The sequence below is a fragment of the Shimia sp. R9_2 genome, assembly GCF_017743735.1.
Lineage (GTDB): Bacteria > Pseudomonadota > Alphaproteobacteria > Rhodobacterales > Rhodobacteraceae > Shimia.
In genome coordinates, this window is sequence record NZ_JAGHRO010000010.1 from 1 (window position 1) to 20,295 (window position 20,295).

Here is a 20,295-nt window from a genome sequence, read left to right on the forward strand (position 1 = left end):
GGAGATTGCGCACGCCTTGCAGGATGGCGACGGGCACAAAACCACTGGCCCCATCCGGATTGATTTCCATCAGCGTGTCGCTGCCGGTGGTGCTGAAGCGTACAAAATCCGTGATGTCATCGGTCGCAGAGTTGTAGCCGACCAGTGCATCACTCACATCAATGAAGTTCCACCAGGCGTAGTCGGTGACCGTATCCACCGCGCCATCCACAACAGAGAACTTATAGGTGTCGTTGCCCTTGCCGCCGGTCAGCGTATCCGCACCGGCACCGCCATCCAAAGTGTCGTTCTGCTTCTCTCCGTACAGGCTGTCGTTGCCGGAACCGCCATAAATAATATCCGCGCTGCTGCCACCATAGAGGGCATCATCACCAATATTGCCATAAAGCGTGTCCAGACCATCACCGCCATAGAGCGTGTCATTGCCGGCCAGCCCGTCGATCGCATCATTGCCGCCAGTAAGGATCGGCAGACCGTCATCATCAGCATTTGTCAGTTGCGTCGCATTGGGATCAATGGTGTCCAAGCCTACTTGTACGACGGCCCATGCGGTATTGGATGTCTCACCATTAGCATCAACAACTGAGTACTCAAAACGGTCAACACCCACAAAATCTGCGCTATTAGGAGTGTAAGTAAAGACTCCAGAAGTAGGATCCTGGTTCAGACTTCCGTAAACCGGAGCTTGGGTAATGGTGATATCTAAATCGTCTAGGGCGAGACCATCTGGATCATAGTCGTTGGCGAGTAGGTCGAGCTCAATGGGGCTGCTTGTTTCGCTGAAGAACCAATCGTTTTGTGCGATCGCAGCAGTACGCGCAGTGAAGCTGACACTTTCGTAAGATGCCGTGGTGGACGGAGCAAAGTTCGGGTCCCCCATCCAGCTAGGTGTACCGTGCCAAATGCTCATGAATATTTGAGCGTCAGCAGTCGGTACATCCAGATCCATAGGGTCGACAACTGAATGTAAAAGAACGCCATCCGCGTACCATGAAATTGAGTCCGGCCCCCATTCAATTTCATAAGTGTGGAAACCAGCGGAGGAGTCAAAGCCGAGATCGACCACTGTTCCAACGCTGTCACCCTCAAAGTGGTAGGTCAGCCAGGCTTTTGTAGGATCTTCGCTTAGAAACTCAAAATCTATCTCTGTTTCCGGAGAATAGAGAAAAAATGTCGAATTTGCACCGCTGCCAGATGCGGTCTGCATTTCGACGGTATAACGCCCAAAACTATACTCGTTGATCGTGCGAGCTTCCCCACCGCTATATGATTTCCCGTCAGACGGTTGATCATCAAGTGTCAGGGTCAGCTGCCCTGCAGAAACAGCAACATTGCCCGGAGACCAAGCAGTGTCGATCCACCCTCCTGGCAGTGCATAATCTGAAATCAGCCAGACGTTCGAATCTAACTGGCTGTTAAAGTCATCAGAAAAATTAGACATGCATCCAAACCCATAAAATCCCACAAAAATACGACTTATTAAGGAACAAGAAATGTCGCTTAAATTGCTAATATAATTAAATAGTCTTGAACCTTGTTAACGCATTTATAACAAATGTCGAGAACCTAGCAAATCAACTCTACGTAAAGATAGTGAGAGTTGTTTCCGGAGCTGCAACAGTGAGCCGTCGAAGTTCGCATTGTGAGGACAGAGCGCGCATTTTGGGCGGATTTTGAGTCCGCCCTCGTCAGTAAAAAAGAATCAACGAACCGTTCAAAATTCAACGCGATTATTTCTTCAATTCTACAGCATGCTCGAAACCAATGTGTTGAATGATCTATTTGAATAACCCGTGAATGGCGCTTCTTCGAAGAACAAAGCAAAGTACTTTACTGCGTTGTAATTTATGGGTGGTGCATCTTCTTTGTTTTCGGCTCTATATGAAAACCTATAAGGCTCCGAGCCTCCCGGTAGGAACCGCCTAAACGCTGTGTTAGTCTGCCGGCATTCAAAACGTGCGACCCAATTCTGTTATTCGGCAATAATTGGAGGCAAAAATGCATATTTCTCGCCGGAACTTTCTGAAGTCGACGTCATCCATTGCCCTCTCTTCCCTCGCTCCATTGAGTGCCTATGCTCAGGCGGATCGCGATGTGCAATTCATTCCGCACGCCGGCCAAGCCGGTGTCTTCTGGGGAATGGTTGAGAATGGGGAATTGGTAAAAGCTTTACCGCGTACTGAATTTGATCCGCGCCCAACCAAAATGATATCCGAGGGAATTGTCAGTCGAACCTACAGTAAGACACGTGTTCTTTATCCGCATGTCCGTAAGTCTTATTTGGAAGCGGTTCAAAATGGCGTAGAAGATGTAAAACCAGAACGTCGCGCTCGAGAAGAGTTTGTGCGTGTCGATTGGGATACCGCCCTTGGCCTTACGGCTAAAGCCATATTGGACACCATTGAACAGCATGGGAATGAGGCGATTTTCTCAACTTCCTATGGTGGCTGGGCGCATGGAGGGGTGCTAACGCCCAATGTTCTGCAGGGCCGCTTCTTTAACCTAATTGGTGGGGCGTCTGTCACCGTCGGCGATTTTTCCGGTGGCGCCGGTCAAATCATCATGCCGCATGTTCTTGGAGACATGGAGGTTTATTCACGTCAGACCGCTTGGTGGCAAATACTCAAACACTGTGAAACCTTTGTCTTGATCGGTACCGACCCACACAAGAATGGCCGGGCTGAAGGCGGCACAACCGACCATTCAATGTTCCCAAGATGGGAAGTCATTAAAGAAGCTGGCGTTCGGTTTATTTCAATCAACCCTCAACGCACGACGACTGATGAATGGCTCAGAGCGCAGTGGTTGAAAATCATTCCAAACACAGACTCTGCGCTCTTTCTCGCGATGTCGACCCACGTCTATGAGAAAGGCACGTATGATAAAGACTTCCTTGAAACATATACCGTGGGTTGGGAGCGCTTTGTCGACTATCTGCAAGGCAAAGATGACGGCATTCACAAAACGCCTGAGTGGGCGGCGGCCATTACGGGAATTCCAGCCAATCGTATCCGCGCGCTGGCCAATCGCTGCGCCCGCACGCGCACGCAGTTTGCTGGCTCTTGGGCAATCCAAAGAGCACATCATGGCGAAATGCCCTACTGGGCGATAACAGCCTTTGCCGCGATGACGGGGCAGATCGGATTGCCGGGCGGCGGGGTTGGCTTCTCGTGGCACTGGGGGCAAGGTGGCGCGCTTTTTGCTCAGGCACGCGCACCAGGAGGCCTCCCTCAAGGGCGCAATCGCGTCGTGGGGATCTGCCCGGCCTCTCGCCTGAATGAGATGCTTCTCAATCCTGGGAAGGAATTCACACGCAACGGCGGTACTTTCACATTCCCAGATGTCCATATGATCTATAATGCCGGAAACAACTTCGGCTCACATCAACAAGACACCAACGAGCTCTTGAAAGCGATGGAGAAGGTCAAAACGGTTGTTTGCCAAGACCCTTGGTGGACAGCCGCAGCACAGTTTTCTGATATTGTTTTGCCTGCAACATCAACTGTAGAGCGCGATGAGATCAGCTCGGGTGGCACATACTCCAAGGATAAAGTGTATGCGATGCGAAAAATCATCGAACCCCTTGGTGAGAGTTTAGACGATTTTGAGATCTTTCGGCGGCTAGCTGCAATGTTCAATGTGGAAGAGCAATTCACGAACAAGCAAGACCGGATGGAGATCATCGAGACATCTTACGACAAATCGACAGCTTCCGAATATATGGATTTTGAGGAGTTTTGGGAAACCGGGGTGGCGCGCGTCCCTCAGCCTCCTGAAGAATTTGATTGGGTGCGGCACGGCGCATTCCGTACAGATCCCGCTGCAAATCCTCTTGCGACGCCTTCAGGGAAAATTGAGCTCTTCAGCCAGACGATCGCAGATATGAACTTAGAAGACTGCCCGCCAATGCCAACATGGCTTGAACCAGCAGAGTATCTTGGGAACGCGGAGCCGGACCAATTGCACGTTGTCAGCCCGCATCCTTACAATCGCATTCATTCTCAGTTTGCACAGTCCGATCTTCGTCATGAGCTCAATATTGAAGACCGCGAATTCCTATTGATCAACACTGACGATGCTTTGGATCGCGATATTCAAGATGGCGACCTTGTCGAGCTCTACAACGACCGCGGCGCAGTGATTGTTGGCGCACGCGTAACAGACAATATTATGCCCGGTGTGGTGTCGCTCTATGAAGGGGCGTGGTTCTCGTTTGACAGTAGAGGGCGCTGCAACTCAGGGGCTATCAATATGCTTACATCGAGTCGCCGCTCCTCGGGCCTCAGTCAAGCGACCACTGCCAATAGCTGTCTGGCGCGATTGCGAAAGGCTACAGATGTTGAGGGACCCAATATGGCTTACAACGGGCCAGCCACGATCTCGGAAGTAGTTTCACTGGATGTGGCAAGCTTTGGGTTAGAAAGGGCCGACGGACTCCAAGAAGAATTCACCTCAAACATGGATCCGGGTGAGAAGCTCTTCTATGAATACTGTACGCTTTGTCACGTACCTCAGGATCCCGCGGCACATACCAAGGCGCAATGGCGCAGCATTACCGCAAGCATGTTCCCCAATGCCGGGGTAGACGAAGAACAACAAGCGTTGATTTTGGAGTTCTTGGATAAATACGCAAAGCCGGATTGATATCATCTCAGTGGATCTCGTGGGCTTTGTATGATCCGGCGGATGTGGACTGTCGCAGCGCTAGCAATAATCAAACTAAGAAACACCGGAGTCGCTGCGAATTGGCGCCAAATTGCAACCGCAAACAGCGAAATTACAGGCGGTGGCAGCAGTTGCGGGTACGACGATAGATAAAAAACATTGCATCGCACGCGCAGCTTTCCCAACATCGCATTAGGTCATAATGGGAGGATAACATGACCAAAATGCGAAGAACTTTCGTGAAAGCGGCTGGAGCGGCGGCCTGTGCGGCGATCACAATGGGATTGTCAGCACTGCCTGCGTTTGCCGCTGACGTCACATTGCGGATGCATCAGTTCCTGCCTGCGCAGGCAAATGTGCCAAAGAATATTCTGGATGTTTGGGCGGACAAAATCGAAGCAGCGTCAGAGGGCCGGATCGAAATTCAGCGCTTCCCGTCGATGCAACTTGGCGGCACCCCGCCACAGCTCATTGATCAGGCGATTGACGGCGTGGCAGATATTGTCTGGACCGTTGCTGGGTATACGCCTGGGCGTTTTCCACGTGCCGAAGTGTTCGAACTTCCTTTCACGATGACCAGTGCAGAAGCGGTTTCACGGGCCTATTGGCAGCTTGCCGAAGAAACCATGATGGACGCAGATTTTAAGCAGCTCAAAGTGCTTGGTTTGTGGGTGCATGGGCCAGGTTTGATCCATTCCAAAAAACCAATCGAAAGCGTTTCTGATCTCAATGGCATCAAACTGCGCGCGCCAACGCGTGTCACCACACAGCTCTTTGGCTCCATGGGAGCAACATCTGTCGGTATGCCCGTGCCCGCTGTACCCGAAGCGCTTTCAAAAGGTGTGATTGATGCGACTGTAATCCCCTGGGAGGTCACAGGGGCTCTCAAGGTCAACGAGTTGGTGGACAATCATACGACTTTTGGAGACGAAACCCTCTACACAACCACCTTTATTTTCGCGATGAATAAAGATCGCTGGAATGCACTGCCCGATGATCTGAAAGCCGTGATTGACGCAAATTCCGGGCTCGAGTTTTCGGGTTTTGCTGGCAAACAGATGCAATCTGATGATGCCGGTCCCGCTAAGGCAGCCAAGGAGCGCGGCAACAATATCATCACACTTTCTGAGGCAGCAGTGGATGAATGGAAAGCTGCTGCGCAGCCCACCACGGAAGCTTGGGTAACAGAAATGGACGGCAAGGGTTTGGATGGCACGGGATTGCGCGCGCGGGCGCTCGAATTGATCGTCGAAAATTCCAAAAACTAAGCGCGAAGGCACATGCCCCCGTCTGTAAAAACGGGGGCGTAAATTGAGGATACGGGCATGTACAAATGGGTGGAACGCCTCGCGCGGCTGATGGCCGTGGCAGGCGGAGTGGTGCTCACGCTACTGGTTGGGCTTACTTGCCTGAGTGTTTTGGGCCGCGGGCTTAATACCTTAGGCCATTCCGATCTTCTTGGAAGCTTGTCGGAGAGGGTGGCAGGTGGGTTGATCAGCAGCGGCGTCGGGCCGATCAATGGTGACTTTGAGTTGGTCGAGGCGGGAGTGGCCTTTGCCATCTTTTCTTTTTTACCTATCTGCCAACTCTACAAAGCGCATGCGACGGTAGATATCTTCACCAATGGTCTACCTCCTAGTGCCAATCGAATTCTCACAGCATTCTGGGAACTGGTACTGTCCGCTGTGATTTTGCTGATCACCTGGCGCCTATTTGTCGGGATGCAGAACAAGCTCAGTTATGGGGAAACAACCTTTATCCTTCAGTTTCCGATCTGGTGGGCCTACGGCTTGAGCTTCATTGCTGCGTGCGTCGCCTCAATCGTGAGCATCTATTGTGCGGCCATGCGCTTGATTGAAATGTTTGCAGGGCGAGACCATTTGCTCGGCTCCGAGGAGAGCGGCCAATGAGCATGCTAGAGATGGGTTATCTGTCCTTTCCTGTCCTCCTTTTGATGATTTTTCTGCGCGCGCCGATTGGCTTGGCTATGTTCTTGTGCGGTATAGGCGGCCTCTATTTTACCATGGGTGGCACCAATATGTTCATGGCGCGCCTGAAAACAGAGACCTATTCCACCTTTTCCAGTTACTCACTGACAATTATCCCGATGTTCCTGCTCATGGGGCAGTTTGCAACGCTGTCCGGCATGTCCTCAGCGCTTTTCAAAGCTGCTGAGAGCTGGCTCGGCCATCGCAAAGGTGGGGTCGCAATGGCCGCGGTGGGCGCATGCGCTGGCTTTGGTGCGATATGTGGATCTTCATTGGCCACAGCTGCCACGATGAGCCGCGTCGCCCTGCCAGAGTTGCGTCGATATGGCTACTCAGGCGGGTTCTCAACGGCGACTTTGGCTGCTGGAGGTACGCTGGGCATTCTGATACCGCCATCAGTGATCTTAGTGATTTACGCCATACTGACCGAACAAAATATCGCGCAGCTCTTCTTGGCGGCTTTTGTCCCAGGCCTTTTGGCTGCGTTGGGATATATTGCGACCATATCAATCTATGTTAGGGTCAACCCTGATGCCGCTGGTACACGGCGGGCTATTCCATATGCAGATCGCATGAAAGCATTGTTGGACGTTTGGCCCGTCCTGCTGATCTTCGCGCTGGTCGTCGGAGGAATTTATCTTGGTTGGTTCACTCCAACAGAAGGTGCAGCGGTAGGTGCCGCAGGAACCGGTATCATTGCCTTGATGTCTGGCAGTCTCAGTTGGAAGGTCTTTGTTGATAGCATCATCGCGACGGCCACCAGTACGGCAATGATCTTCTTCATCATTTTAGGAGCCGCGCTCTACAATGGGTTCCTCGCGCTCACCCAAATGCCGCAAGAGCTTTCAAACTGGGTGGTGAGTTTGGGCCTTAGCCCCTGGATGGTGTTGAGCCTGATCCTCGTTTTTTATTTGGTATTTGGCTGCCTCATGGACAGCCTCTCGATGATCCTGTTGACAATTCCAATCTTCTTTCCTGTGATCAGCGCCCTTGATTTCGGCATGAGCGCGGAACATGTCGCAATCTGGTTTGGGATCTTGGTACTGATTGTGGTGGAAGTCGGATTGATCACCCCGCCTGTTGGAATGAACCTGTTTATCATCAACGCAATGGATCGATCTACACCGATGATGGAAACCTACAGATCTGTGCTTTGGTTTGTCTCCTCAGACATACTGCGCGTTATCCTGCTGGTGCTTTTCCCGACAATCACGCTGTTTCTGATACCTTAGTCAAAGGCGACAGGGCGGAACATCAATTTACTTTACCGCGATTGTTAACCAATATCTAAAGAAGGGGCAGGGAGGATAACGATGCGCACGCAGGTGGCCATCATTGGAGGAGGACCGTCTGGGCTCTTGCTGGGGCAATTGCTTCATGGTGCTGGGATTGACACCGTGGTGCTTGAGCGACAGTCCAAAGCGCATGTCCTAAGCCGCATTCGCGCGGGTATTCTTGAAACTGGCACCGTCGCACTGATGCATCAGGCGGGGGTTGGTCAGCGGCTTGAAAAAGAGTGCTTTCGTCATGATGGCACCGTAATCTGCCATGGTGAGATGCAATTTGGCGTCAACTTCTTTGAACGCGCGGGCAAACACGTGGTGGTTTATGGGCAAACAGAGCTCACGCGCGACCTCTACGGAGCCCGAGAGCTTGCAAACGCGAAAACCCTCTTCAATATTGAAAATGTCGCTATTTACGGCGCAGATACCGACACACCCTCGGTCAGCTATGAACAGGACGGGCTTTCACATACGATCAAATGCGACTTCATCGCCGGATGCGATGGCTTTCATGGGGTAAGCCGCAAAACAATCCCAGCTCAGCTGAGGCGGGAATATGAAAAGCTCTACCCTTTTGGCTGGCTAGGTGTTCTTTCCGAAACGCCGCCGGTTCATGATGAACTCATATATGCAGGATCTGACCGCGGCTTTGCGCTTTGTTCCATGCGCAATGCCAACCTGAGCCGCTACTACATTCAATGCTCCTTGACAGATAAGCCTGAAGACTGGAGCGATACAGCTTTTTGGGAAGAACTAAAGCGCCGGATACCAAGCGAATACGCAGATAAACTTATGACGGGTGTATCCATTGAGAAATCTATCGCTCCTCTTCGTTCATTTGTGAGCGAACCTATGCGCTGGGGTAGACTGTTTTTGTGCGGAGATGCCGCGCATATCGTACCCCCCACAGGCGCTAAGGGGCTCAATTCCGCGATGGGAGATGTTCACTATCTATTTAATGGATTTCGACAGCTCTATGAGGGGGGCGATAGCCGGGGCATCGACGAATATTCTGCCAAGGCCTTAGCACGTGTTTGGAAGGCTGAACGTTTCAGCTGGGCAACAACAAAGCTCTTGCACCGCTTTCCTGATGACAGCGAATTTGATCGAAAGATGCAGCAAGCTGATGTGGCGTTTCTGGCAGAAAATAGCGCGGCTCAGACCGTCTTCGCCGAGAACTATGTTGGGCTACCCTATTGAATTTGAAGTAAAATGCATGACGTTTTGGAGGAGGGAGGCCCGCTTTGGTGGACCGTTTTGAAGAAGGTATGACAGCGCGGCGCAAAGTCTTGGGAGACGCCCATGTGGACCAAGCTGAGCAGGACAAAACCGAATTCGACCATCCGTTTCAAACACTTATCACCGAAGCCGCTTGGGGCCATGTTTGGGCATCCGGTCGCATATCAGACCGCGAACGGTCCATGCTTACATTGGCATTATTGGCTGCGCTGGGAAACTTCGATGAAATCCCCATGCATATCAGGGCGACGGCCAACACAGGCGCATCGGAAGAAGATGTTTTGGAAGTCTTTCAACATGTGGCGATTTACGCAGGGGTGCCACGTGCAAATCATGCTTTGAAGCTTGCAAAACAGACTTATGCTGAAATGGAAAGCGATCCACCTGCACCTGTGCACAGTACGAACTAGTGAGCGAGGCCCAAACCCATGATCAAACCAGGGAGTTTCTATCAGAGAGATATGCAACGCCAACCGCCCGCGCGTGTAGAAGCATACAAAACCAGTGTCAGCCGTTCACCGAACTATCCCCGGATTGCTCTGGAAAATACGATCGGCGAAATGACTGGGCCCGTCTTTGGGCATCATGAAATCGGTCCGCTGGACAACGATCTGCTCCAAAATTTCGCTCAACACGGTGAAACCGCACTGGGCGAAAGAATAATTTTGCATGGCCAAGTGCTCGATGAGAATGCCCGACCTGTAACAAACACTTTGGTTGAAATCTGGCAGGCAAATGCAAGTGGCCGTTATCGACACAAGAACGACAGCTATCTTGCGCCACTTGACCCTAACTTTGGTGGATGCGGTCGAACCCTCACCGATGAGAATGGGTACTATGCCTTTCGCACCATAAAACCAGGTGCTTATCCTTGGCGCAATTGGGTTAACAGTTGGCGCCCGTCCCATATTCATCTGTCGGTATTTGGCACAGGCTTTGCGCAACGTCTGGTTACACAGTGCTATTTTGAGGGTGATCCCCTGATCGCCAAATGCCCAATCGTAAATGCCGTTCCTGATCCGGAAGCGATTGAGCAACTGATCGCACCGCTCGACCTCAATGCGGCCATTCCGCTTGATTGCTTGGCCTATAAATTCGACGTGGTGCTACGAGGACAGCGTTCTACGCTATTTGAAAATCGACTGGAGGGTAGCTGATGGTGCAAAAACTGACCTACTTACAGGAAACCCCCTCTCAAACTGCTGGGCCCTATGTCCATATTGGTTTCGCGCCTCGCGCCACCGGCATTGAAATCTACAATAAAGACCTGGGATTTGACATCGCTGGCCCAAATGCCGAAGGGGAACGCATAAGAGTAGAAGGCCACATCAAAGACGGCATAGGCGCGAAGGTTAAAGACGCGCTTATCGAGGTCTGGCAAGCCAATTCAAAGGGCAACTACGCGGGTTCTGACAGCGCCGTAGAAGAGGGTTTTCGGGGATGGGGCAGAGCGGTCACCGATTTTGAAACTGGCCTGTGGCGTTTTGAGACCATTAAGCCCGGCCAGACGCCAGCCCCAAATGGCAGAGTTCAGGCTCCGCACATCAATCTCTGGATCGTCGCTCGAGGTATCAATCTAGGTCTGAATACCCGGCTGTATTTTGATGATGAAGAACCGGCCAATGCGGCTGATCCTACCCTCAATCTGATCGAACAGGAAGAACGCCGCGCCTCCCTGCTTGCGACGCGCATTATTCAAAGCGATGCGGTGGTTTATAATTTTGACATCACGCTTCAAGGTGAGGGCGAAACAGTATTTTTTGACATTTAGATACCGGGTGTGAGGAGTGAGGGAGAGAAACACGATGCGCAAACCTTGCATCATTTGCTGCGCTATAACGGGGTCCGTGGCGCGGAAGGAGAACAATCCGGCAGTGCCGATCTCCATTGCAGAGCAAGTCGAGAGCACGCAAGCAGCTTTTGAAGCAGGAGCGAGTATCGTTCATGTACATGTTCGAAATGACGATCAAACAGCCACTTCCGACCCGGATAAATTCGCGCGTTTTCAAGAAGAGATAAAAAAGCACTGTCCGGGGCTCATCATTCAGTTCTCGACCGGTGGACGCTCCGGGGCCGACAAGGAACGCGGCGGCATGCTGCCCTTGTCACCGGATATGGCCTCACTCTCGGTCGGTTCTGTAAACTTCCCGACAAGAATTTATCCTAACGCGCCCGATCTGGTCGCCTGGCTTGCAGAAGAAATGAGACGGTACAAGGTGACACCGGAAATCGAAGCTTTTGACCTGAGCCACATCCTGCACGCAATCCAAATGAACGCTGAAGGCATGTTGCCCGGCAAGCTCTACGTGCAGTTTGTGATGGGTGTAAAAAATGCCATGCCAGTCGATAAAGACGTGTTCGATTTCTACGTTGCAACCATGCAAAGCCGCGCGCCAAACGCGGAATGGTGCGCGGCCGGGATCGGAGCCAACCAGCTCGTGGTGAATGAATGGGCGATTTCCGCTGGCGGTCATACACGCACCGGTCTTGAAGACAATGTGCGCCTTGATAGCAACACGCTCGCGCCATCAAATGCAGCGTTGGTCACCCGCGCAGCAGAACTTTGTGAAAAATACCAACGCCCCGTCGCCACATGGCAACAAGCGCGCGAGATGCTGCAACTCACACCTGTGTTTGCGTAACAAGCTCGGGTCACTGGGAGACCTCAAACATGATTTTTCAGGATCAAGATCACTGGTTATTTGGACTCTTTGATGACCACGAAACAGCCACTATGCTTTCCGGTCAGACCAGTTTGGATCATATGCTTGCAGTAGAACGGGCTTACTCGGCCGCTCTGCGCGCTAACGCCTTGGTTCCTGACAGCGCGGTTCAAGAGGCATGCGACGCTATAGATTCTTTTGTCCCTGATTGGTCGGTGCTCAAAGCTGGCACCGCGATTGACGGTGTTGTTGTACCTACGCTTGTCAAAGAATTGCGGTCTCAATTCCCTCAAAGGAGTCACGCCGCTCTGCATATCGGCATGACATCCCAAGACGTGGTGGACACCTCATTGATGATGACACTGGGCCGCCTTTGCGATCTCTTTGAGTACCGCCTTAATGAAATTGTTTCACTAGTCGATACGCTGGTATCAAAATTTGGAGATGCTCCTCTGATGGGGCGTACGCGCATGCAGGCAGCCCTGCCCATTTCCACAGAACATCGGCTGATGGAGTGGAGGGATGGATTGGCGGATTGCCTAAACCTTCTACACGCGCAGAAGTCCAATGGGTTTACTTTGCAGCTAGGGGGACCAGTCGGGGATCAAAGTAGCTTGGGAGATAAAGTCGATCAGATTTCGTTGCATATGGCAAAGGCACTAGGTCTAACCGTCCCAGAGCAGCCTTGGCATACCAATCGGAACAGCATTGTAGATTTCGCCAACCTGCTGTCCTGCATATCTACAGCGCTCGGAAAGATTGGCCAGGACATCACACTGATGGCGCAGCAAGGTATTGAAGAAATTAAGATTTCGGGTAGCGGCCGCTCCTCGGCAATGCCGCACAAACATAATCCGATACAAGCTGAGCTACTCGTCGCCTCTGCACAGTTTAACGCCACGCAGATGTCGGGCATCCACTTGGCGGCATTGCATGAACAGGAACGTTCTGGTGTTTCTTGGACATTGGAATGGATGCTCTTGCCCGACATGGCTTTGGTCACGGGAAGCGCGCTCAAAACAGCATCTGAGCTGTTAAAAAACGTTGAGCGAATAGGAGCGGCCTAACAGTATCCCGATCACACACGATGGCTGGTTAAGTGCGCAAGTCCACGAGTTGTCCTTCACGCAACTCCAGCGTATCTGGAGCCAGGACTTCGCGAAATGAGGGCGTATGGCTGACCAACAAAATTGCTTGCGGCAGCCCCTGAAGGATTTCCAGAAGCCGCGCTTCATTCTTCGTATCCAGTGCATTTGTCGGCTCATCAAGAAGAAGCGCCTCGGGCTCCATTGCAAGTACCGTCGCCAAGGTTACCAGACGTTTCTCGCCTCCTGAAAGCTTGTGCGTGATGCGATCGCGCAGATGCATTAGATCAAGGTCGGCGAGGACACGATCTACGATGGCAATTGCTTCGGATTTACTGCGCCCCAAATTGAGCGGCCCGAAGGCAATATCCTCAGCGACCGTGGGGCAAAACAGCTGGTCGTCAGGGTCTTGAAACACCAAGCCAATGCGTTGGCGCACCTCATGGAAATCGGCCTCGACACTGCGCTCCTTACCGAAAATCGTGACCGTACCTGCGTCTGGCTTCTGAAGGCCAAGCGCAATGCGAAACAATGTGGATTTACCAGCACCATTCGCCCCAGCAATGGACAATCGCTCTCCAGGTTCAAGATGCAGTGAGGCACCACTCAGCACTGGAGCGTGGCCAGGGTATGCAAAGTGAATGTCGTCGAGCCTTAGGATCGTCATAGGTGGTCCAGAATGAGAAGGCCCGCACAAAGCGCGCACATCGAAACGGCAAAGAGGCGATCCCGCCGAGTCAGTGCGTAGTCTTGTAGCAGGAAAAGCCGCCCTGAAAAGCCTCTGCACTTCATTGCCGAAAGGATACGCTCTGATCGTTCGATGGCCCGCACAAGCATCATACCTACCAGATAGCCAAAGCTTCGATATGTGTGCCAGTTGGTTCCCGGACGAAATCCGCGGATTTTCATGGCCCCTCGGAGCCGGAGATACTCCTCTCGCAGCACCTCAATATAGCGGATGGTGAACATCAAGAGATGAACCAAGACTTCAGGGCATCGCAAACGGTGGAGAGCATGCCCTAGGGTGACCGGCTCCATTGTCCCAACCAGAACCATGAGAGCAAGGATCACTGTGTTTGCTGTTAGTGCAATCTCTATTGCCTTCCAAAGCCCTTGCCAGCTCGCCGGAAAGCCAAAAACCGTGAACATCGCGTCGCCCGGCATTGAGAATGGCATTAGCACGAGCATGAATATGATGAAGCCGTCCATCATCGCCATGTGCTTCAAGGTTCGACGTTTGGGAAGGCCTGACAGAATAAGCAGGCATAGGGAGACCGAAAATGCAGCAACCAAAGTTGACAGTGTTTGCAAAGCGACGGTCACCACAGCAAAAAGACACACCGCTAGAATACGCACCCTAGGATCAAGCTCTGTAAGCTTGCCATAGAGACTGGCGCTGCCAGCCTCAGAGAGCGTTTTTGCTTGTGGTTCCAGTGCGTGCGCCATCAAGTTGCCAACTTTTTGCGTGCGGCAATATAAAAACCGAGACCAAACAAGCCAACAATATAGCCAATCCCCCCCAGAATGCTCTGAAAGTCATTGTGCTCACGATACGCGGCAATCTCGCGACGCAGTGGGCGCATCTCGTCTCTAACAGTCTGGGCAATAGCGGCACGTTCTTCCTCAGAAAGCGAGGCAACGGTCACACCGCTGACATTTGAGCCTGACAGGGCGGCTGGTGCTGGATCTGCTGTTTCTGCCGCAAGCCCCAAAATTTCCGCTACTTCTTCGGCAGGCATAGTGACCTCAGCAATGTGGCCTGCACCAAGATCAGCAAAAAAGGTATGCGCGACCGGGCTGCTTGGTGTGAACACAAAAAAACCATCTGCGTCAGTCATAGTGCGCCCCAATTCGGTGCCATCTGGACCAGTGACGACAACTTCTTGATCTTCAGCCATGTCACCGTTTGAAAAACCTAATTCTCCTTCGATCGCATCACCCGACGGGAACACTCCGGCAATCACCTTATGGGCCAGGGCAGGCAGCGGTGAAAGAACCAGCACACACATTAAGATCAGCTTTTTCATGCGGCTCGCCCCTTCAAAAATAGCTCGGGTTTGACTTTGCGGGCAAGCAAGATCGCAAACCCCGTGAGAACAGCCTCAATGACCATCACGGGAATATGGGCGAAAAACACGAGTTTCGCCGCAGGAATGAATTCCTTGCCTGAAAGTGCCAATGAAACGGCGACAAGTGCGGTTGTGGCCGCAATTGCAAAGGCGCCGCCGATCCCGCCCCAGATCGCCCCTTGAACAGGCGAGCCTCGGCCGATTAGACGGCCAAACAACATCCAGGCCAATACCGCAGGAAACGCGATATTGACGGCGTTGATCCCGAGCACGGTTAAACCGCCAAAGCCAAAGAATACCGCTTGCAAAAGCAACCCTACAAAGAGGGCGGGAAATGCGGCCCAGCCGAGCAAGAGCCCGGCCAGACCGTTCAAAATCAAATGCACAGATGACGGGCCAATCGGGACATGGATCAGAGATGCCACAAAAAAACTTGCCGACAAAACGCCAGCAGCGGGGATGCGGTCAAGGTCCAGCGATTTTAGCCCCATCGCGATGCCGCCGACTGCTGCGAGTGCGCCGCCGATGACAACCGGATTGGACAAGGCTCCGTCAACAATGTGCATGAAGCGTTACTCCAGATCCCAAGCGCGGATCCAGATCACCGCATCCTGGCTCAGCTCTTTGCCCTCATGCTCGGTTGCCGGCCCAGAACCCAGAGCGGCAAAACCCCAGTAACCTGCTTTTGGCACACCGAAAGTGAAGTAGCCATTGTCGTCAGAGATCGCGACGATTGCGCCGCCTGGCAGAGGCGACACAGTCGCTGCCTTGGCTCCGGTGCCTTCCAGATCTGGCTCCGCTGCCATATATTCGATCTCGATTTCAGCACCCGCCACCGGCTGACCTTCGCTCAGAACACGGCCCGTGAAGGTCGAACCCGCAATAATGTTGTACGGCTTGTTCAGGGGCAGGATCTCGGTTGCGAGCCCTTGGGGCTGATCCCAGTCGGTCGGCAGCTCGTTGCGGTTCAGATAGGTCTTGGTGATCTGCTGAATGTAGATATCCTCGGACTCTTCATAGTAAGGTGCAGGCACCGTCACAACGACATAGTCCCCCGAACGCTTTACCGGAACCGATCCCAAAAATGCTTTTGCGCTGTTGTTAGGACCGTCAAAGGTGGTCTCTTCAAGCGTACCCAAGAGATCCGTTTTCTCACCGTTGTGGATAACGAAAAACTCTTCAGGCTTGTCCAAGGTCATCACATGACCCGCTTCGTGTGGATGCCAGAAAATAAGCTTGACTGGAACGTCACCGGGGCGCTCAAACATCGTGTCTTCGGTGTATTCCAGAAGAAAATGCGCTTGCGCCATCGCAGGGATGGAAAGAGCAGCGGTGGCCGCCAAAAGCAGCTTTTTCATTTGTTTGGTCCTTATCACGTTGCGCCTTCCCCGGCGCATTTATTTTTGTGTGACTTCGGAGAGCACGGAACCACTCAGCTTCCAAACCAAGTGGACCCGGCGCACACCCCGTCGCCGATAATGAACGCCCCTTCCAAGGGCGCATGTCCGGCAGGTCTCCTGACTTGCGGGTCAAAACACGATGCTGGCCTTCCCGGGAAACCCCAGTGGCGTTTTCAGCCGTGCTCGCCGCTTACAGTTGCGGGGGCAGTTGCAGATTTGGCACCGATATCGCCGCACTACATTCCCTATTGCTTCCGGGTTAACCCGGAACCGAACATGGCGCGTTCTTGCCAGATGCGGGGAGAGCGGGTCAATAACGGATTGCGACCTCAGCGGACACAATTGCGGAATCAAAGTAGATAAATATGAAACGGAATGGCGCGAGATTGCCCAAAAATTAATGCGTGCCGCGGTCAACGACGCTGGGATCGACGTAGACAGTCTCATCGTCTTTCACCGGATTGGCGAGTCGGCGCTCCAAGAGCGCAATGATCTCGCGCACGGAGGCGTCAATGGGGTTGCGCACCGTGGTCAGGTCAAACATCGGCCACTTGGCCATGTCGATATCATCAAAGCCAACAATCGCCAATTCACCCGGAACCGAGCGCCCCAGTTCGCGCGCAGCCGTCAGAGCACCGATGGCGGAGGCGTCATTGGAGCAAACCAAGGCATCAATGAAATTGGAAGCCAGCATCTCAAGCGCAATCTGGTGACCAGAATCCACGGTGTAGTCACTGAAAGCTTCACATTGCAGAGACAGCCCTGCTTCACCGAGGGCATCAAGCACGCCCTCTCGGCGGCCTTCAGCTGAATGAAAATCCTTTGGGCCTGCAATAAGTCCAAACCGTTTTCTCCCGCTGGCTATAAGGCGCTCTGTGATCCTCCTGCTCCCAAGCGCATTGCGACAGCAGACGTTATCAACTCCGGATGCATCTACTGGCCGACCCGAGGAGATCATCGGAATGCCAAAGCGCGCGCAATGGGTAACGATGTCGGCAGACATGCTTCCCCCGCGCAGAATGAGAGCGTCCAGCGGGTAGCGCATGATTTCGTCAATGGCCGCGGCTGCACGTTTTCCGCTGCCATCAATCAAAACCGGCCATTTGTCGATCCCATTGAGCTCTCGAACCAGCTGGCTGACAAACATGGAGTCATAGGCGCTGCGCATATTGCCGACAAAGATGGCGACAAGGTGGGATCTGCCTCCCTGAAGCCCTGCAGCCAAAGCGTTGGGTTGATAGCCCATTTGCGCGGCCATCTGCAAAATCGCCCGACGCTTCGCGTTGTCCAGATATGCACCTTCAGTAAATGCCCGGGACACCGCGGAACGAGACACTCCAACTGCATCTGCTACCGCTTGGGCGGTCACCCGGCGTGATTTGGGCCGCTCTTTGTCAACGCCATGATTCATCTCCGCTTGGTGCCTCCCGGGTGAAACTTAACAAAAACGCAAAATTCGCTTCACAGAACTGTCGCATATCTCCGCTACCTGAACACGTGTGCAGATATTGCACAACCCTCGCGCTGAGCAATCTGCAGGCGCACAGAATTTACACAGATCACCTTTGTCAGTGGGCAATGGGGGTCGGAAAACGCTGGTGAATCCAAACGGGGTTTGCCGACTCAACTGGAGACCGATTGTGAAACATTTCATGACAAGCACGGCTGCGGCCGCATTCGCAATGGCGGCAAATTCCGCCTTTGCTGAAACTGAAATCACCTGGTGGCACGCCATGGGCGGCGCATTGGGCGAAACTGTGAATGCCATCGCCGAAGACTTCAACGCGTCTCAAGACGAATACAAAATCACCCCGGTTTTCAAAGGCACCTATGAAGAAGCCCTGACCGCAGGCATCGCCGCTTTCCGCGCTGGCGAGCAGCCAAACATCCTTCAGGTGTTTGATGCTGGCGCCGCAACCGTCATCGGCGCCAAAGGCGCAACTGTTCCGGTGCAGGATCTGTTGACCGACAATGGTGTTGCTTTTGACATCAATGACTACATCTCCGGCGTGCGCTACTTCTATGCTGATGCCGACGACAAAATGATCGGTATGCCGTTCAACTCCTCCTCGCCAATCATGTACTACAACGTGCAGGCGTTTGAAAAAGCGGGTGTTGAGCCACCAAAAACCTGGGAAGAGTTTCAGACTGTCACAGCTCCGGCTCTGAAAGAGGCTGGCTATACCGCGCTGACGCAATCCCATCTGCCATGGATCTTCACCGAGAACTTCATGTCTCGTCACGATCTGCCTTTCGCAACCAACAACAACGGCTACGAAGGCGCTGAAGGCACCAAGATTCTCGTGAACAACGACGCGATCAAAGCCCATTTCACCGCTGTGACCGAATGGCAGGATGCGGGCTACTTTGAGTGGTTCGGCACCGGTTGGGGTGACAACGCAACCCCATTTGAAGAAGGCAAAGTTGGCATGTGGCTGGGCTCTTCCGGCTCTTTCGGTGGCCTGTCCAAGAAAGACCTGCCGTTTGATTTCTCCGCGACCTACCTGCCTTACTGGGAAGCTGTGACTGCCGAGCCAAAGCAAACCTTCATCGGTGGTGCATCTCTCTTCGCTATGGCTGGCCACGACGCGGCTGACAACGAAGCGACCGCGGCGTTCTTTGAATTCCTGACCCAGCCTGAGACCCAGTATTTCTGGCACCAGGAAACCGGATATGTGCCGATCACGGAAGCAGCCTATGAAATGGCAAAAGCGGATGGCCACTATGAGCGCGCGCCAGCTGCTGAGATCGGCATCAAACAGCTGTCCCTGCCAGCAGGTGACAACACCAAAGGCTATCGCATGGGTTTCTATGTGCAGATCCGTGACGTGATGAACCGCGAATACGGCCGCATCCTGACCGGCGAAACCACTGTGGAAGACGCCTTCGCGACCATCGAAAAAGAAGCCAACGATCTGCTGGCGAAATTCGCCAAGACCCAGAGTTAAGCTTCTCTTCCAGACAGATAATGGGCGGCCGCGCGAGATCGCGGCCGTCCCCTCTTTCAAAGGACACCTTCCATGAAACGCGCCGGTTTCACCACCAGATGGCTGCCAATCCTGCTGCTCTTGCCGCAGTTGATTATCATCGCCATTTTTTTTTATTGGCCCGCCGCCCATGCGGTGCAGTCGTCATTCTATCTGCAAGATCCCTTTGGGTTTGGCTCAACCTTTGTGGGGCTCGACAACTATACGGACCTCGCAGGCAGCGGCGAATATCTGAAGATCGCGCGGTTCACGCTGGTGTTCACGATACTGGTAACCTTTTTCTCGCTTGCCCTGGCGCTTTTGCTTGCTGTGAAGGCAGACAAAGTTCTTCGCGGAGCGCGCAGTTACCGGACGCTGCTGATGTGGGTCTACGCGGTTGCGCCACCCGTTGCGGGCTTTATCGGGCTGATCATGTTTGATCAGAGCTGGGGTCCTTTGACGGAACTTGCACGCAGCATCGGCTGGGATTTCAAACTAGGTGTAAACTTCAATGACACCGCAATCGCCATGGTGATCGTGTCCGTTTGGAAACAGGTGCCGGTGAATTTCATTTTCTTCCTCTCTGGGCTGCAATCCATCCCGAAAGCCGTGCGCGAAGCCGCCTTGATCGACAACCGCTCCGCCAGCGGCCGCTTCTGGGAAGTCACTTTCCCGCTGTTGGCACCAACCGGCTTTTTCCTGCTGATCATCAACATCACTTATGCACTGTTTGACACCTTCGGCATCGTCGACACGCTGGTGAAAGGTGAGCCCGGCAATAACCCAATGACGCTGGTTTATAAGGTCTACGTGGACGGGTTCCGCGGCAACGATCTTGGCGGCTCGTCTGCGCAATCCGTCGTGCTCATGGTGCTTGTGCTGGCATTGACCATCTTTCAGTTCCGCTTGGTAGAGCGGCGCATTCACTACACTTGAG

The 20,295-nt window shown here is 53.0% G+C and carries 19 protein-coding genes and 1 riboswitch; of the genes, 12 read left to right on the forward strand and 7 right to left on the reverse strand.

Features of this window, described 5'->3' with window-relative positions:
- Positions 1-1,441, reverse strand: a 1,441-nt coding sequence (locus J7400_RS18365) for a family 16 glycosylhydrolase (protein WP_209065556.1), incomplete at its 3' end; no start/stop codon positions are given.
- 557 nt (positions 1,442-1,998) lie between these two features.
- Here J7400_RS18365 and J7400_RS18370 point away from each other — a divergent pair.
- The 10 genes from J7400_RS18370 to J7400_RS18415 all read left to right on the forward strand — a co-directional run bounded on the left by J7400_RS18370 (position 1,999) and on the right by J7400_RS18415 (position 12,905).
- Positions 1,999-4,644 carry a molybdopterin-dependent oxidoreductase gene (locus tag J7400_RS18370; protein ID WP_209065557.1) on the forward strand — a complete coding sequence of 882 codons (2,646 nt, stop codon included), beginning with the start codon at positions 1,999-2,001 and terminating at the stop codon, positions 4,642-4,644.
- A gap of 236 nt (positions 4,645-4,880) precedes the next feature.
- Positions 4,881-5,933 (forward strand): TRAP transporter substrate-binding protein, encoded by a 1,053-nt coding sequence (locus J7400_RS18375; RefSeq protein ID WP_209065558.1) that lies wholly within the window; start codon positions 4,881-4,883, stop codon positions 5,931-5,933.
- Positions 5,934-5,990: 57 nt separating this feature from the next.
- Positions 5,991-6,575, forward strand: a complete 585-nt coding sequence (locus tag J7400_RS18380; RefSeq protein WP_209065559.1) for a TRAP transporter small permease — start codon at positions 5,991-5,993, stop codon at positions 6,573-6,575.
- On the forward strand, positions 6,572-7,885 hold the full coding sequence (locus J7400_RS18385; protein WP_209065560.1) for a TRAP transporter large permease: 1,314 nt from the start codon (positions 6,572-6,574) through the stop codon (positions 7,883-7,885). The genes J7400_RS18380 and J7400_RS18385 overlap by 4 nt, the downstream gene beginning before the upstream one ends.
- An 81-nt stretch (positions 7,886-7,966) precedes the next feature.
- Positions 7,967-9,136 (forward strand): 4-hydroxybenzoate 3-monooxygenase, encoded by a 1,170-nt coding sequence (pobA, locus tag J7400_RS18390; RefSeq protein WP_209065561.1) that lies wholly within the window; start codon positions 7,967-7,969, stop codon positions 9,134-9,136.
- Positions 9,137-9,180: 44 nt separating this feature from the next.
- Positions 9,181-9,585 carry a 4-carboxymuconolactone decarboxylase gene (pcaC, locus tag J7400_RS18395; RefSeq protein WP_209065562.1) on the forward strand — a complete coding sequence of 135 codons (405 nt, stop codon included), beginning with the start codon at positions 9,181-9,183 and terminating at the stop codon, positions 9,583-9,585.
- An 18-nt stretch (positions 9,586-9,603) separates the two neighbouring features.
- Complete coding sequence (pcaH, locus tag J7400_RS18400) at positions 9,604-10,332, forward strand: protocatechuate 3,4-dioxygenase subunit beta (protein WP_209065563.1); 729 nt, start codon at positions 9,604-9,606, stop codon at positions 10,330-10,332.
- Positions 10,332-10,946, forward strand: coding sequence for a protocatechuate 3,4-dioxygenase subunit alpha (gene pcaG / locus J7400_RS18405; RefSeq protein WP_209065564.1), 615 nt, complete (start codon positions 10,332-10,334; stop codon positions 10,944-10,946). Before pcaH ends, pcaG begins: the two co-directional genes overlap by 1 nt.
- 34 nt (positions 10,947-10,980) lie before the next feature.
- Positions 10,981-11,817 carry a 3-keto-5-aminohexanoate cleavage protein gene (locus tag J7400_RS18410; RefSeq protein WP_209065565.1) on the forward strand — a complete coding sequence of 279 codons (837 nt, stop codon included), beginning with the start codon at positions 10,981-10,983 and terminating at the stop codon, positions 11,815-11,817.
- 29 nt (positions 11,818-11,846) lie between these two features.
- Positions 11,847-12,905, forward strand: coding sequence for a 3-carboxy-cis,cis-muconate cycloisomerase (locus J7400_RS18415; RefSeq protein WP_209065566.1), 1,059 nt, complete (start codon positions 11,847-11,849; stop codon positions 12,903-12,905).
- 28 nt (positions 12,906-12,933) lie between these two features.
- On the opposite strand, the gene J7400_RS18420 is transcribed toward J7400_RS18415, so the two are convergent.
- The 6 genes from J7400_RS18420 to J7400_RS18445 all read right to left on the reverse strand — a co-directional run bounded on the left by J7400_RS18420 (position 12,934) and on the right by J7400_RS18445 (position 17,803).
- Complete coding sequence (locus tag J7400_RS18420; protein ID WP_209065567.1) at positions 12,934-13,590, reverse strand: ABC transporter ATP-binding protein; 657 nt, start codon at positions 13,588-13,590, stop codon at positions 12,934-12,936.
- Positions 13,587-14,369 carry a cobalt ECF transporter T component CbiQ gene (cbiQ, locus tag J7400_RS18425; RefSeq protein ID WP_209065568.1) on the reverse strand — a complete coding sequence of 261 codons (783 nt, stop codon included), beginning with the start codon at positions 14,367-14,369 and terminating at the stop codon, positions 13,587-13,589. Before cbiQ ends, J7400_RS18420 begins: the two co-directional genes overlap by 4 nt.
- Positions 14,369-14,950, reverse strand: coding sequence for a cobalt ABC transporter permease (locus J7400_RS18430; protein WP_209065569.1), 582 nt, complete (start codon positions 14,948-14,950; stop codon positions 14,369-14,371). The genes cbiQ and J7400_RS18430 overlap by 1 nt, the downstream gene beginning before the upstream one ends.
- The gene (cbiM, locus tag J7400_RS18435; RefSeq protein ID WP_209065570.1) at positions 14,947-15,558 is read right to left on the reverse strand and encodes a cobalt transporter CbiM; all 612 of its coding nucleotides are present in this window, start codon (positions 15,556-15,558) and stop codon (positions 14,947-14,949) included. The genes J7400_RS18430 and cbiM overlap by 4 nt, the downstream gene beginning before the upstream one ends.
- A gap of 6 nt (positions 15,559-15,564) precedes the next feature.
- Entirely contained in the window at positions 15,565-16,350 is a 786-nt protein-coding gene (locus J7400_RS18440; protein WP_209065571.1) for a DUF4198 domain-containing protein, read from the reverse strand.
- 131 nt (positions 16,351-16,481) lie between these two features.
- Positions 16,482-16,682, reverse strand: a riboswitch (cobalamin riboswitch).
- 107 nt (positions 16,683-16,789) lie between these two features.
- Positions 16,790-17,803 (reverse strand): substrate-binding domain-containing protein, encoded by a 1,014-nt coding sequence (locus J7400_RS18445; RefSeq protein WP_209065572.1) that lies wholly within the window; start codon positions 17,801-17,803, stop codon positions 16,790-16,792.
- A 241-nt stretch (positions 17,804-18,044) separates the two neighbouring features.
- On the opposite strand from J7400_RS18445, the gene J7400_RS18450 reads away from it, so the two are divergent.
- Together J7400_RS18450 and J7400_RS18455 are read left to right on the forward strand one after the other, a co-directional pair.
- Complete coding sequence (locus tag J7400_RS18450; RefSeq protein WP_209065573.1) at positions 18,045-19,340, forward strand: extracellular solute-binding protein; 1,296 nt, start codon at positions 18,045-18,047, stop codon at positions 19,338-19,340.
- Between the two features lie 72 nt (positions 19,341-19,412).
- Complete coding sequence (locus J7400_RS18455; RefSeq protein ID WP_209065574.1) at positions 19,413-20,294, forward strand: ABC transporter permease subunit; 882 nt, start codon at positions 19,413-19,415, stop codon at positions 20,292-20,294.
- The last annotated feature ends 1 nt before the right edge of the window (position 20,295 follow it).